Origin of the sequence: Streptococcus sp. CCH8-H5, assembly GCF_001556505.1 — a bacterium.
Taxonomy (GTDB): Bacteria; Bacillota; Bacilli; order Lactobacillales; family Streptococcaceae; genus Streptococcus.
The window spans coordinates 17,117-31,123 of sequence record NZ_LSIZ01000079.1 but is presented as its reverse complement, the minus strand read 5'-3'; the positions used below and the strand labels follow the sequence as shown (position 1 = coordinate 31,123).

Below are 14,007 nucleotides of genomic sequence, written 5' to 3'. Positions count from 1 at the left end.
ATAAAAATTAAGGTGAAGAATCCATGAAACCACTTTTAACTGTTGTCATTCCAGTTTATAATGTCGAAAAGTATTTAAAACGTTGTATTGAGAGTATCCTTATTCAAGAGTGGAAGAACTATGACATCTTACTTGTAGATGATGGAAGTACTGATAATTCTCCTAAGATTTGTGATGACTATGTTAAATCGTATGACTTTATCTCAGTTATTCATAAGGAGAATGGTGGGCTTTCTGAAGCTCGCAATACTGGTATTTCACATGCTAAGGGTGACTATGTTTATTTCCCTGATTCTGATGACTGGCTTGAACCACAAACATTTAAAGAATTAGCAGAGGTGTTGGAATCCCAAGAGTTTGATATCGTTTCTTTTAACCGTGAGTTTGTGAAGGGTGAAGAAGATCCTATAGTTTCAGATCCATTAGTAACTCAAGTGTTTGAAGGTAAAGATGCTTTTGTCCAAATGCTCAAGCATAGTTATATCACAGGTTTTGCCAACGACAAAATATATAAAAAGTCTCTATTTATTGATAATAATATTTCTTTTCCAAAAGGAAAATATTATGAAGACTTGGGAACGAATTACAAGCTTTTTCTTTCAGCTGAGAATGTCTTTGCTACCAATCAAAAGTATTATCACTATTTAATTGATAATCCTGATTCCATTACACAGTCTTGGAATGAGCGGAAGTTTAGTGATATGTTTGAATTTTATAAAGATATTTTCTATTCTGATTTTGTTCGTTCACGATTAAATCAAGAAGAATTACAAATTTCACAGCTATATTATGTGAATGGCTTGATTCATATCTTGGCAAGTTTATATAAATCTAAATTAGATAAAAAATATATAGATATTACTAATCAAGTGAAACAAGAGTTACTTAAGAATAGTGTTTCTCTTTCTCAAATGAAAAATCAACCAAATAAGTTAAAATATATACTGTTTAGACTTAAAGTATTAAAACTGGCTTTCAGTATTCAAAACATTTTCTGATATGATTTAGGAGTCTATTTTGAAATATTCTGTTATTATTCCAGTTTATAATGTTGAGAAATATATTCACCGTTGTTTAAAAAGTATTATTTCTCAGAACTATGATGACTTGGAAATTATAGTGGTAGACAATGGGTCTACGGATAGTAGTGGCAGTGTTTGCGATACTTATGCTAACGAGTACTCAAATATCTCAGTCTATCATATTGAGAACCACGGTGTTGGTTCGGCACGTAATTTTGGCTTGTCCAAAGCCAGGGGAGAGTTTATCTACTTCGTTGATAGTGATGATTATCTTGTTGGTAATCTCTTTGCTGATTTTGCTGATAAGCTAGTGTTAGATTTGGATTTGGCTGTTTTTAGTTATTACAATTCTTTTGAGGAAGATTTAACTGAGAAGCATCGTACTGAAAAGTCACTTCCATTTAAAGGGAATTACGACAAGGATGGTTTTATCAAGATATTTAAAGAACTTTTCCTATCGGATATGCTTTACACAGTTTGGAATAAGATATATCGCAGAGAATTTCTTCTTGAAAATAACCTTTCTTTTGAGCAGTATGAGTTAGGTGAAGATGTCCGCTTTAATCTTGATCTTTATCGTGAAGTCAAAAAGATTTATCTTTCTCAAGATTCCTACTATGTTTATGTCATTGGTAGAAAAGGTTCCGCCATGTCGGGCTATAACCCCAAACGTCTTCAGTATCAGCTTCAAGAATTGAAGATGGTTGATAATCTACTTTCTGACTGGAATTTGGATAGTTCAGTGCTTGTTAATACTGTAAAAGCAAGAATACTGATGAGTAACATCTACAATATAACGAAACAGAATTTATCTGTAAATAGAAAAGTTAAGCTCGTTAAAGATACATGTGAAAGACGAGAGATAGAGGATTTTATAAAGAATGATTCTTCTGCATTGAATCCACTCATAAAACTGTTGTTGAAATGTCGAATGTATGTTGTTCTGATTTATCTTAAAAAAATACAGATGTTATTACAACATTTATAAGAATAATTGAAAGGTATGGAAAGTACTTGTGAATAGCAGTCGCTTTATCTCAGAGAAAATCTATTTATTTACTCTTTTTATTTGGGTATTATTTGCATCTCTGGTAACTACAACTTATTTTGTAAGGGTGGATGGTTTTTTGTCACTCTATCGTATCTTGCTATATTTTACAATAGTTATGATTACGATAAAGGAACTCATTAATCTTCCTGATACCATAAATTATTTCAGATACCACTTGAAGGAATTAATAATTTTCCTATTATTTACCTTGACCATGTTAATTGTGTCAAAAAATCGAGATGGTCTTCCTGATTTAAACGTTTTACTGTTGGTTTTTTCAGCTAGGGATATAGAGTTCAAGAAGTTATTAGGGACTTTCTCCTTCGCCACCTTTTTAGTGCTGTTTGTAACTATTCTAGCTAGTAAGATGGGCATTATTTCTAATATGTTGATGAGTGCTGATAGTGGTTATCGTTATAGTTTAGGATTTAACTATGTTTCCTTTGCTTCTCAACGTATGTTTTTTGCCCTATGTAGTTATCTTATGTTTAGAGGAAAGAAGGTTACTTATATAGAGTTGTTAGCTCTACTATTTGCTACGTTTTATATGTACCAACAGACCTCAACCTCAAGTCCACTTTATCTAAGTCTCTTGATTTTGACTTATGTTTTTATTAGTCTTAAGGTCTTTAAATTTGATTTCATAGATAGTAATGTTATAACAGCAAATCTTGCCAAATATGGTGTTATTATAGCATTGGCTATAATCCTCTATTTCTGTTTCTATTCAACTGGTGATTTATTCCATCTTGTTGACCAATTTACACATAATCGTCTAAGACTGAGTGTTCAAGGATTCCGAAACTTCGGAGTTTCCTTATTAGGTCGACCAATTTCATTTACAACCATGGACATCTTCGGTAATTTTTCAAGTAACTATAACTTTATTGATAGCTCGTTTGTGCAGTTACTCGTAATTGATGGATTGGTTGTTAGTGCATTTATGTTATTTGCTTTAACACGTGTCATGAATTATTTTGTGACTAATCGAAAAGATATTGTCCTTGCTTGCTTAGGTGTTATGATTATTCATGGCATGTTTGATCCGCAAATGCTTGTTCTTCGTTACTCACCTCTTATCTTATTGATTAGTCGACTCTTTGTGATGAAGACTGATAAAGATTTTTTGTAATTGAAACAGAGCTATATCATTTAGAAAGTCTAAACAGAGTCATATACATATGAAAGTTTTAAAAAATTACGCCTACAATCTTTCCTATCAATTACTGGTCATTGTTTTACCAATCATTACGACACCTTATGTTACTAGGATTTTTAGTTCAAAGGATTTAGGTACTTATGGTTACTTTAATTCGATTGTGACCTACTTTATTCTTTTGGCAACTTTAGGTGTTGCTAACTATGGTACTAAAGAGATTTCAGGACATCGAAAGGATATTCGTAAAAATTTCTGGGGTATTTATACCCTCCAATTGATTGCGACTATTTTGTCTCTTGTCTTGTATACATCATTATGTTTGTTCTTTCCTGGTATGCAAAATATGGTGGCTTATATCTTAGGATTAAGCTTGATATCGAAAGGAATGGATATTTCTTGGTTATTCCAAGGTTTGGAGGATTTTCGTCGTATTACCGCAAGGAATACAACGGTAAAGGTTTTAGGAGTTATTTCTATCTTCCTATTTGTGAAAACACCTGGTGATTTGTATCTCTATGTTTTCCTATTGACCTTCTTTGAATTGCTTGGGCAATTAAGTATGTGGTTACCAGCGAGACCTTACATTGGAGAACCACAATTTGATTTATCCTATGCTAAGAAACATCTTAAACCTGTTATTTTGCTGTTTCTCCCTCAGGTTGCCATTTCACTATACGTGACTTTGGATCGTACAATGTTGGGTGCCTTGTCATCGACAAATGATGTAGGGATTTATGATCAGGCTTTGAAAATAATTAATATTTTGTTGACGTTGGTGACTTCATTGGGAAGTGTAATGCTTCCAAGGGTATCTGGTCTTTTGTCTAGTGGAGACTATAAGGCTGTTAACAAGATGCATGAATTCTCTTTCTTGATTTATAATCTCGTCATTTTCCCAATTATTTCTGGTCTCTTGGTTGTCAATAAAGACTTTGTTAGTTTTTTCCTAGGAAAGGACTTCCAAGCAGCTAATATTGCCATTGCCATCATGGTCTTTAGGATGTTCTTTATTGGTTGGACAAATATTATGGGAATCCAGATTTTGATTCCACACAATAAACATCGTGAGTTTATGCTCTCTACGACTATTCCGGCTGTTGTCAGTGTTGGACTTAATCTCTTGTTAATTCCTCCATTTGGCTTTGTTGGTGCCTCAATTGTATCAGTTTTAACAGAGGCTTTGGTATGGTTCATTCAATTGTACTTCAGCCTTCCTTACCTCAAAGAAGTACCGATTCTTGAGTCTATGGCAAAAATTGTATGCGCATCTGCTATGATGTATGGCTTGTTGCTAAGTGCAAAACCATTCTTGCATTTTCCACCTACTTTAAATGTTCTTGTGTATGCAGTGCTTGGTGGCCTCATTTACCTTCTTGCTATTCTAGTTTTGAAAGTGGTAGATGTTAAAGAATTAAAACAAATAATAGGGAAAAATTAGAAATGAAGAAAACACGGAATATAAACTTAGACTTGATAAAAGTAATTGCTTGTATAGGAGTTGTTTTGCTTCATACTACGATGCCAGGGTTTAAGGAAACAGGGCGATGGAATTACTCATCTTATTTATATTATCTAGGTACTTATTCAATTCCCTTGTTTTTTATGGTAAATGGTTATTTATTATTGGGTAAGAGCAAGATAACATATCCCTATATACTACATAAAATAAAATGGGTTCTAATAACAGTGTCTTCATGGACCGTTATCATTTGGTTTCTTAAAAGAGACTTCACAATTAATCCAATTAAAAAAATTTTGGCTTCTTTGATACAAAAGGGTTATTTCTTCCAATTTTGGTTTTTTGGCTCACTAATACTTATTTATTTATGCTTGCCGATATTGAAGAAGTATTTACATTCAAAAAGAAGTTATTTATACTTTCTATCTGTATTAACAATTATTGGTTTGATTTTTGAATTGATAAATTTTTTGTTTCAAATGCCAGTGCAAATTTATGTTATACAGACGTTTAGATTATGGACTTGGTTCTTTTACTACATTTTAGGTGGTTTTGTAGCACAATTCAATATAGATAATTTAAAATCAATCTTTAAGGTATGGATGAAAATAGTTAGCATACTTTTGTTATTGATTTCACCGATAATATTATTTTTCATAGCAAAAACTACTTATCATAATCTTTTTGCTGAATATTTTTATGACAATCTTTTGGTAAAAGTAATTAGTTTAGGACTATTTCTTACCTTATTGACGCTAACCATTGATGCTTCTAAACATAGAATGATCTACTTGTTATCAGTCCAAACGATGGGGGTATTTATTATACATACCTATGTTATGCAAATATGGCAAAAGTTGATAGGGTTTAACATAGAAGGTGCACACTTATTTTTCCCTGTTTTCACATTAGTGATTAGTTTTCTAATAAGTATGATATTAATGAAAATCCCTTATATCAATCGAATAGTTAAATTATAAAAAGGAGTTTATAATGTACGATTATCTTATCGTTGGTGCTGGTTTGTCTGGAGCAATCTTCGCACATGAAGCTACAAAACGTGGCAAAAAAGTAAAAGTGATTGACAAGCGTGATCACATCGGTGGCAATATTTACTGTGAAGATGTTGAAGGTATCAACGTTCACAAGTATGGTGCTCACATTTTCCATACCTCAAATAAAAAAGTTTGGGATTATGTCAACCAATTTGCTGAGTTTAATAACTATATCAACTCACCAATTGCTAACTACAAGGGTAGTCTTTACAACCTTCCATTTAACATGAATACATTTTATGCTATGTGGGGCACTAAGACTCCGCAAGAAGTTAAGGACAAGATAGCTGAGCAAACGGCTGATATGAAAGATGTTGAGCCTAAAAACTTGGAAGAACAAGCTATCAAGTTGATTGGTCCAGATATCTACGAAAAGTTGATTAAGGGATACACTGAAAAACAATGGGGACGTTCTGCCACAGACCTTCCACCATTTATCATCAAACGTCTTCCGGTTCGTCTTACTTTTGATAACAACTACTTTAATGACCGTTACCAAGGAATTCCGATCGGTGGTTACAATGTCATCATTGAAAATATGCTTGGAGATGTAGAAGTAGAGCTTGGAGTTGACTTCTTTGCCAATCGTGAAGAGCTTGAAGCCTCAGCTGAAAAAGTTGTCTTTACAGGAATGATTGACCAGTACTTTGACTACAAACATGGTGAGTTGGAGTATCGCAGTCTTCGTTTTGAACACGAAGTCTTGGATGAAGAAAATCATCAAGGAAATGCCGTGGTCAACTACACAGAGCGTGAGATTCCTTATACTCGTATTATTGAGCATAAGCATTTCGAGTATGGTACACAACCTAAGACAGTTATCACACGTGAATACCCAGCTGATTGGAAACGTGGAGATGAACCATACTACCCAATCAATGATGAAAAGAACAATGCCATGTTTGCTAAGTACCAAGAAGAAGCTGAGAAAAATGACAAGGTTATCTTCTGTGGACGTTTGGCAGACTATAAATACTACGACATGCACGTGGTCATTGAGCGTGCCTTGGAAGTCGTAGAGAAAGAATTTAGTAAATGACAGAAGAAAAAATTGATATCGTTGTCCTCTGGGTAGATGGCAGTGACCCGGAGTTTATCCGTGAGAAACAAGAAGTAACAGGCCAAATCTCAGTTTCTAATGAATTAGTTGATGGAGATTTAAGATACCGTGAATTTGGAATTTTTAATTACTGGTTCCGAATGATTGAAAAGCATGCCCCTTGGGTAAATAATGTTTACTTAGTTACCAACGGACAAAAACCTGACTGGTTGAACTTGGAGCATCCAAAACTCAGATGGATTACTCATAAGGAATTTATGCCTGAAGAGTATCTACCTACCTATAATTCTGCTGCTATTGAGCTTAATCTTCATCGTATTAAAGGATTGTCGGAAAATTATTTGTATTTCAATGATGATGTGTACTTGATTAGGGATAGTCAACCTTCGGATTTTTATAAAAATGGTCAACCTAAGCTTTTTGCTGTATATGATGCTTTGGTTCCTTGGTCAGCTTATACAAATACATATTACAAAAATGTTGAGTTAATTTATCGTCATTTTCCTAATAAGAAGGCCCTAAAGTCCTCACCTTGGAAATTTTTTAACTACCGCTATGGGCATTTAGTTTTGAAAAACTTGCTACTTTTGCCATGGGGGCCAACTGGCTATGTGAACAACCATTTAGCTACACCAATGAAAAAAAGCACCTTGGCGAATTTATGGCAAATTGAGGGAGAAACCTTAGATAGAACGTCACGAAATAAAATTAGAAACTACGAAGTAGACGTTAATCAATATATCTGTCAGTATTGGCATATTGAAAGTAATCAGTTTTATCCTATATCAAAGAATTTTGGTGAAACGATAAATTTACATCAAATAGATAGGTTAGAGAGTATCTTTAAAGATAAACATAAAAAATTGCTTTGTGTGAATGATGAAGTTGACTTTAAAGAGGAGAATATCATTCGTTTTAAGGAAATCTTACAAGAACGCTATCCTGAAAAATCAGCTTTTGAAAAATGAGAAATAAGAGATGAAATACTATTTAAAAGAAGAATTTTTACACGATAACAATGTTAAAAATGCCGGTAATAAGGCACGTAATGATGTTGAAGAAATTGTAAAGAGAGAAGGTTATCAAGCCTTGGTTCTTTCAGTTGATAATTGGTACGAGATGAGTACACTTAAAGCACAACTTCATAAATCGAAGGCTTTTGGACAGGCCTTGAATCAACTAAAGCAAGGTGATGAGTTACTTATCCAGTTCCCAATGCTTCATCATAGTTTTTTCACAACACATCATGTAAAGAAAGCACAGAAAAAAGGCGTAAAAGTTCATTTTATTATCCACGATTTGGAAGTTTTACGCTATGCCAATTTGGATACAGTACCTTTTAAACATAAGATTCGGGTTCAAATTCAAGAATCAGGTCTTCTTGGTGCAGTTGATGGTATCATTGCCCACAATTCAATTATGAAATCTGTTTTAGTGGATAAAGGGGTTGCAGAAGATAAGATTGTCAGTCTTGGTATTTTTGACTATTTGATTCCAAATTTCCAAGAGAAGACGGGTCTTACAAAGAATCAGCCAATTATTGTAGCTGGTAACTTGGCACAAGAAAAAGCTGGTTATCTTTACTCTCTTCCTGCAGAACCTGCTTATAACCTTTATGGTGTCGGCTTCGACGAAAGCAGAGCTCTTGAGAATGAGAACTACTTTGGTTCCTTCCTACCTGATGAGCTTCCTGCAGCCCTTGAGGGTGGTTTTGGGCTTGTCTGGGATGGCGACAGTGCTGAGACATGTAGTGGTGTTTTCGGCGAGTACCTTCGCTATAATAACTCTCACAAGGCGTCACTGTACTTGGCCTCAGGATTCCCGCTTGTCGTTTGGAAACAGTCAGCTTTATCTCATTTTGTGCTTGAGAACGGCTGTGGAATTGCAGTTGAGTCACTTCATGAATTGAAGGCGGCAATTGACAATCTTTCAGATACTGATTACCAAGATTTGGTTGAAAATACCAAGCGTGTCGGTAAAGGTATTCGTGATGGTCACTACCTACTTACTGCATTGAACAATTTAAAATAAGATAAAAAATCCTCATTTTAGTGAGGATTTTTTGCATTATTTGGAGACTTCAAACTGGTATTGGGTTCCTGGAACTTTTCCATTTGAATAGATTGCTTCAATATAGTCGTCATAAGTGATTGACTTGGATTTACCTGCTTTTACGAGCTCTGGATCACGCCATATATTTGGATCAGCAGCATTAGTATCACGCTTGGTGAGGTAGAGGTACTCAATATAGGTTCTATTGTCGACAAAGGCACCAGCAACCTTTTCCTTACCATTATCAGATCGCGTGTACATACGAGTCGTTCCACCACCATCTAGTAGGAAGGCAAGACGAATATTCGAGTAGCCTATATTTTTTAAAAGCTTATAGACATCTTCGTGATTCAAGCCCTTATTGAGGGAGTTGTGGCCATAGGTTTGGATAATTCGGATAATACCATCATGGGTCTCTACGTAAATGGAACGAGCATTTGGTTGGTCAGGATCACCTTTTTCCCAGGTTTTATCTACTTTTTTATCCTTAATGAGAATACCAAAGGCACCTGTATCCCAACCGTTGCTTCCCATGTGGGTAAACATTTTAGCTGTGTCGATATTTGGATAGGTTCCGGCAGTGATATTATTTTGATCATCTCCATATAGAAGGCCTGTTTTGCCCAATTCGATTTCCTTTTGAGCGAAAGGACGATCTAGCCCTTCGTAAGACCAAAAACCAGAGTTAATAAGAGCAAGAGCTTCTCGTCGCTTAGCTTCGTACTTAATACTTTGCTCTGTGAGTTCAGGATTATTATCTTCGGTTCTTCCTTTTTGTAGGACATACTTTCCGTCCTTCTTGAAGGAGAGAATCTGCATGTCTACATTTTTAATATTGCCTTTTTCAAGTAAGACAGACTGATCTAAGAGCTCTTTATTCTTTATGGTAAAGTTCAATCCATCCTTATTTGATGGCATGGAAAGCTTCTTAATATCTCGATTGTTGAAATAGATGGTGAGGTAGAGCAGTCCACCAACTATGGCACCTATCATTAGAAGAGAAAATAGTATTCTTAAAATATTCTTCAATTTCATACTATAATTATAAACAATCTAGGCTTACAAAACAATCCTAAGACCATTAAATATCCAAGAATAGTATCAGTTTTTCCTAGTATGGTACTGGTAAGCGTTTTCCAAAAGGGTTATAATAGGGATAAGTTAGTCAAGGAGGTGCTTTATGACCATTAAGGTGATTGCATCAGATATGGATGGAACATTTTTAGACGATAAAGGGAGCTATGATAAGGAGCGTTTTAGTCAGATTTTGGATGCCATGGCTGCGCGTGATATGCACTTTGTCGTTGCATCAGGTAATAGTATGAGTCGCCTTAAACCTATGTTTGCGGAGACTTTTGACCGCCTGCATTTTGTCGCCGAAAATGGTGGTCAGGTGGTTAGCTATGGCAAGCTTCTGTGTCAGGAGTTTATGGCATTTAATGATGTTGAAAAATTACTAAGATATTTTAATTATGATTTGTTAGATAAACCGACTATATTTAATGGTGCTAAATCTGCTTATATGCTATCAGGAACGAAACTACATTTTGGTAAAGAGATGATAACAGAAGAAGAGCAAGCCGCTATGGAAGCATCCATTCACCGTTTGAATAGGTTGAAGGATTTAGAGGATGATTTCATAAAGATCACCATGTTGCTGAGTCCTGAAGAGGCTAATCAGGTTTCGCAAGCCTTTAATCGTGATTTTGATGGTAATCTTGTCGCTGTTCCAAGCGGTTTTGGTGCTATTGACTTCATTCAAAAAGGCATGCACAAGGCTTGGGGGCTTAAGCAGCTTCTTAACCATTGGGACTTGAATGAGGCAAATGTTATGGCTTTTGGTGATGGTGACAATGATATTGAGCTCCTGCGTATGGCTAGTCATTCTTATGCGATGGAAAATGCCAGCCCTGCTCTTTTGCAAGTGGCAGACCAAGTAGCACCGCATCATAAGGATCAAGGTCAAGGTGTCTTGACTATCTTAGAAGATTATTTAGGTTTATATTAAAAAAGGGTGGTAAAGAAATGAAATTATATTTAATGCGACATGGTGAGACATTATTTAATACGCAAAAGCGTGTTCAGGGCTGGTGTGACTCTCCCCTAACTGAAAATGGAATCTGTCAGGCAGAACAAGCTAAGCAGTACTTTGCAAAGAAAGGTATTTCTTTTGATGCTGTCTATTCATCTACGCAAGAGAGAGCAACTGACACAGCAAAGATTGTGGCGCCTGAGTACACTGTAATCCAGCTCAAGGGAATAAAAGAAATGAATTTTGGGTCTTTTGAAGCTCAACCAGAGCATCTCCTACCCAAACATCGTCCAGGTTCACGATCCTTTGAAGATCTCTTGGTCCCATACGGTGGTGAAGATATTCGAGATGTCGGCCAGAGGGTTCTAAAGACTGTCTTAGAGAAAGCAGAAGAACACACTAAAGATGGTGATGAGAATCTTCTATTTGTCAGTCATGGAGCTGCTTTGTGGGGATTAATCATTACCATGGACTTAGCCTTTCCTGAAGGAGTACGTTTTGGGAATTGTAATATTTGTGTTTATGATTATAACCAAGGACAATTGGAACTTCTTCAGGTGATTGATCCGATTTCTGGTTTAGAGGTAACATTATGAAAGAATTTTATTTAATGAGGCATGGAGAAACACGATTTAATGTTCAGCATAGGCTTCAGGGGGTCTGCGATGCCCCTTTGACGGAAGTCGGGATTGAACAGGCTAAAAAGGCTGGTCAGTATCTAGCTAAGCAAGAGCCAATTTTTGATCATGTCTTTACGTCAACCTCTGAGAGAGCTAGCGATACTCTAGAAATTGTGACTGGACGAACAGACTATGAAAGACTTAAAGGTCTTAAAGGACAGGATTTTGGTGCTTTTGAAGGGCAGCCAGAGTATCTTACTCCTAAAACCTTACCTGATGGACAGGGCTTTGGTGATTACTTTGTTCAATTTGGTGGCGAGAGTACGAGCCAGGTCCGGGATCGTATGGAGTTGACGATTAGGGCCATCATGGAGAGTGTGGCCGATGGTTCTAAGTCCTTGCTGGTTAGTCATGGTCCATCTATTTTGCAATTCTGTAGACGTGTTTTAGATCCTGTTCCAGATATTCGTGGTCTTAAAAATTGTTGTATTTTACACTTTACTTATGACCAAGGTCAATTTGAACTGGTCTCAGTTTATAATCCAGTAGAAGAAGAGTATATCTATGGAGGTGAAGAATGACACGATTCTATTTAATGCGACATGGACAAACACTTTTTAACACACTCAATCGAATTCAAGGTTGGTGTGATTCCCCTTTGACTGAAAAAGGTCAGGACCAGGCTCGTCAGGTGCGTGCCTATTTTGAAAAACATGGTTTGACTTTTGATCAGTATTATTGCACGACTACTGAAAGAGCTTCTGATACGCTTGAATTGGCTACTGGGCGTACTGATTATAAACGTGTTAAGGGACTTAAAGAGATGCACTTCGGTATCTTTGAGGGGCAACCGGAGTATCTTCATCCTAAAATTCAAATTCAGGGGCATTTCGGTGACCATTATGCTCAGTTTGGTGGGGAAAGTCAAGATCAGTTTGTAGAACGAGTGGTAAATGGTGCAAGAGAGATAGTGGATAAACATCCTAACCAATCTATTTTGGCTGTCAGTCACGCAGGAGCCTTGATGACTTTTCTTCATGCTGTGGAGCCGGAGCGTGCCTTTCAGTCTTGTCCAGGCAATTGCGCCATCTTAGTCTTTGATTACGATGGATCGAACTTTCACTTTGTCAAACTGATTGATCCTTTAAATGATCAAGAGTTCGTGGAATTTTAGTGGCTTTCATGATCAAAGATAGTAAGAAACCCTTTCTTAGTGTATAATGGAAAGGTATTTTAAATTATGGAGTGCCTATGAAATTTACAAAAAATCAGTTCATTTGGTTGGCTGTCCTCTTTTTCAGCTGTTTCTTGATCTATACTTACTGGGAAACAGTTGTTTCAATTTGTAACACCATTTACGTTGCCAGTCAGCCCTTCCTGGTTGGAGCAGGGATTGCCTTTGTGGTAAATATCCTGATGTCTTTTTATGAGAAACTGCTGGTCAAGTTTATTCCATTTGGTTTTATCGCTAAAATCAAGCGTCCTATTGCTCTGCTCTCGGCATTGGGAACCATTGGCTTGGTCTTTACTTGGGTAGTATTCACTGTCCTTCCTGATTTGATTGACAGTATCAACACCTTAATTAGTCAAGACCGCTCAGCTATTAATAATTTGATTAATTGGTTGCTTAAGAACAAATCCTTGCAAAAAATTATTCAAGATTTTGGTGGTGTGACACAGGTTAGAGAGCTAATCAATAGCTACAGTGCTCAGTTGCTTCAACAAATCATGAATGGTTTGACCAGTTTCTTGACTTCTTTAACGAGTCTGCCATCAACCTTGATTAATCTTTTTATCAGTATTGTCTTTTCTTGTTATGTCTTAGCTGGAAAAGAGAAACTTGGGAATCAGGTCAATCGTTTGGTAGACGTCTATTTAGGACGTTATGGTAAGACTTTCCACTATGTAGTTGCTATTCTCAATAATCGATTTCGTAATTTCTTCGTCTATCAGTCGCTTGAGGCTTGTATTTTGGGGACCTTGTGTTATATTGGGATGATTATCTTTAATTTCCCATACGCTGCAACTATCTCTATCCTGATTGGTTTTTCAGCAATGATTCCAGTTGTGGGGGCTTATATTGGTGTGACGATTGGTACCATCTTGATTATGACACATTCTGTGACCTTGGCGCTTTTGTTTGTTGCCTACGTGGTTATTTTGCAGCAGTTTGAAGGGAATCTCATCTATCCTTATGTGGTCGGTGGATCTACCGGACTTCCTGGTATTTGGGTTATCTTCGCAATCACCATAGGTTCTGCCTTGGGTGGTATCTTAGGTATGTTGGTTTCTGTGCCAGTAGCCGCAACCCTATATCAGATTGTTAAAGATAATGTTGTTAGGCGAGAAGAAGCCAAAGCAGCAAATGCTCTTGAAAGTAATGACTAATTAAAACAGACTTCGGTCTGTTTTTTTCGTGCTATAGTATCAGATTTCAAGAAGATAGTATAAGTGTAATCGTTTTCTAAGTGTTATACTATTAGTAAATTGAACAATG

Annotated in this window: 14 protein-coding genes; 13 read left to right on the top strand and 1 reads right to left on the bottom strand. The window is 36.1% G+C overall.

What is annotated here, in order from left to right; translation table 11 throughout:
• Window positions 1–23: 23 nt before the first annotated feature.
• The 8 genes from AX663_RS05185 to AX663_RS05150 are packed head-to-tail and all read left to right on the top strand — an operon-like array spanning window position 24 to window position 8,837.
• Entirely contained in the window at window positions 24–998 is a 975-nt protein-coding gene (locus AX663_RS05185) for a glycosyltransferase (protein WP_060972920.1), read from the top strand.
• 19 nt (window positions 999–1,017) lie between these two features.
• The gene (locus AX663_RS05180; RefSeq protein ID WP_060972919.1) at window positions 1,018–2,010 is read left to right on the top strand and encodes a glycosyltransferase family 2 protein; all 993 of its coding nucleotides are present in this window, start codon (window positions 1,018–1,020) and stop codon (window positions 2,008–2,010) included.
• Window positions 2,011–2,038: 28 nt separating this feature from the next.
• The gene (locus AX663_RS05175) at window positions 2,039–3,205 is read left to right on the top strand and encodes a hypothetical protein (RefSeq protein WP_060972918.1); all 1,167 of its coding nucleotides are present in this window, start codon (window positions 2,039–2,041) and stop codon (window positions 3,203–3,205) included.
• A 49-nt stretch (window positions 3,206–3,254) separates the two neighbouring features.
• On the top strand, window positions 3,255–4,670 hold the full coding sequence (locus AX663_RS05170) for a flippase (RefSeq protein ID WP_060972917.1): 1,416 nt from the start codon (window positions 3,255–3,257) through the stop codon (window positions 4,668–4,670).
• Between the two features lie 2 nt (window positions 4,671–4,672).
• Entirely contained in the window at window positions 4,673–5,671 is a 999-nt protein-coding gene (locus tag AX663_RS05165) for an acyltransferase (RefSeq protein ID WP_060972916.1), read from the top strand.
• A 13-nt stretch (window positions 5,672–5,684) separates the two neighbouring features.
• The gene (gene glf, locus AX663_RS05160; protein WP_060972915.1) at window positions 5,685–6,785 is read left to right on the top strand and encodes a UDP-galactopyranose mutase; all 1,101 of its coding nucleotides are present in this window, start codon (window positions 5,685–5,687) and stop codon (window positions 6,783–6,785) included.
• Window positions 6,782–7,774, top strand: coding sequence for a stealth family protein (locus tag AX663_RS05155; RefSeq protein WP_060972914.1), 993 nt, complete (start codon window positions 6,782–6,784; stop codon window positions 7,772–7,774). The genes glf and AX663_RS05155 overlap by 4 nt, the downstream gene beginning before the upstream one ends.
• Window positions 7,775–7,784: 10 nt before the next feature.
• Window positions 7,785–8,837 carry a hypothetical protein gene (locus AX663_RS05150; protein WP_060972913.1) on the top strand — a complete coding sequence of 351 codons (1,053 nt, stop codon included), beginning with the start codon at window positions 7,785–7,787 and terminating at the stop codon, window positions 8,835–8,837.
• 36 nt (window positions 8,838–8,873) lie between these two features.
• Here AX663_RS05150 and AX663_RS05145 read toward each other — a convergent pair whose 3' ends face one another.
• Window positions 8,874–9,851 (bottom strand): phosphodiester glycosidase family protein, encoded by a 978-nt coding sequence (locus AX663_RS05145; protein WP_060972912.1) that lies wholly within the window; start codon window positions 9,849–9,851, stop codon window positions 8,874–8,876.
• A gap of 187 nt (window positions 9,852–10,038) precedes the next feature.
• Here AX663_RS05145 and AX663_RS05140 point away from each other — a divergent pair, with 187 nt between their 5' ends.
• From AX663_RS05140 to AX663_RS05120, 5 genes are all read left to right on the top strand, one after another.
• The gene (locus AX663_RS05140) at window positions 10,039–10,866 is read left to right on the top strand and encodes a Cof-type HAD-IIB family hydrolase (protein WP_060972911.1); all 828 of its coding nucleotides are present in this window, start codon (window positions 10,039–10,041) and stop codon (window positions 10,864–10,866) included.
• A gap of 17 nt (window positions 10,867–10,883) precedes the next feature.
• Window positions 10,884–11,486 (top strand): histidine phosphatase family protein, encoded by a 603-nt coding sequence (locus tag AX663_RS05135; protein ID WP_060972910.1) that lies wholly within the window; start codon window positions 10,884–10,886, stop codon window positions 11,484–11,486.
• Entirely contained in the window at window positions 11,483–12,091 is a 609-nt protein-coding gene (locus AX663_RS05130) for a histidine phosphatase family protein (RefSeq protein WP_060972909.1), read from the top strand. Before AX663_RS05135 ends, AX663_RS05130 begins: the two co-directional genes overlap by 4 nt.
• Window positions 12,088–12,684 carry a histidine phosphatase family protein gene (locus AX663_RS05125; protein WP_060972908.1) on the top strand — a complete coding sequence of 199 codons (597 nt, stop codon included), beginning with the start codon at window positions 12,088–12,090 and terminating at the stop codon, window positions 12,682–12,684. The genes AX663_RS05130 and AX663_RS05125 overlap by 4 nt, the downstream gene beginning before the upstream one ends.
• Before the next feature lie 77 nt (window positions 12,685–12,761).
• Complete coding sequence (locus tag AX663_RS05120; protein ID WP_037601295.1) at window positions 12,762–13,898, top strand: AI-2E family transporter; 1,137 nt, start codon at window positions 12,762–12,764, stop codon at window positions 13,896–13,898.
• The last annotated feature ends 109 nt before the right edge of the window (window positions 13,899–14,007 follow it).

Bases quoted from the DNA above. Each gene is read 5' to 3' on its own strand.
- AX663_RS05185 (WP_060972920.1), top strand. From the start codon at position 24: ATGAAACCACTTTTAACTGTTGTCATTCCAGTTTATAATGTCGAAAAG.
- AX663_RS05170 (WP_060972917.1), top strand. From the start codon at position 3,255: ATGAAAGTTTTAAAAAATTACGCCTACAATCTTTCCTATCAATTACTG.
- AX663_RS05165 (WP_060972916.1), top strand. From the start codon at position 4,673: ATGAAGAAAACACGGAATATAAACTTAGACTTGATAAAAGTAATTGCT.
- glf (WP_060972915.1), top strand. From the start codon at position 5,685: ATGTACGATTATCTTATCGTTGGTGCTGGTTTGTCTGGAGCAATCTTC.
- AX663_RS05155 (WP_060972914.1), top strand. From the start codon at position 6,782: ATGACAGAAGAAAAAATTGATATCGTTGTCCTCTGGGTAGATGGCAGT.
- AX663_RS05150 (WP_060972913.1), top strand. From the start codon at position 7,785: ATGAAATACTATTTAAAAGAAGAATTTTTACACGATAACAATGTTAAA.
- AX663_RS05145 (WP_060972912.1), bottom strand. From the start codon at position 9,851: ATGATAGGTGCCATAGTTGGTGGACTGCTCTACCTCACCATCTATTTC.
- AX663_RS05140 (WP_060972911.1), top strand. From the start codon at position 10,039: ATGACCATTAAGGTGATTGCATCAGATATGGATGGAACATTTTTAGAC.
- AX663_RS05135 (WP_060972910.1), top strand. From the start codon at position 10,884: ATGAAATTATATTTAATGCGACATGGTGAGACATTATTTAATACGCAA.
- AX663_RS05130 (WP_060972909.1), top strand. From the start codon at position 11,483: ATGAAAGAATTTTATTTAATGAGGCATGGAGAAACACGATTTAATGTT.
- AX663_RS05125 (WP_060972908.1), top strand. From the start codon at position 12,088: ATGACACGATTCTATTTAATGCGACATGGACAAACACTTTTTAACACA.
- AX663_RS05120 (WP_037601295.1), top strand. From the start codon at position 12,762: ATGAAATTTACAAAAAATCAGTTCATTTGGTTGGCTGTCCTCTTTTTC.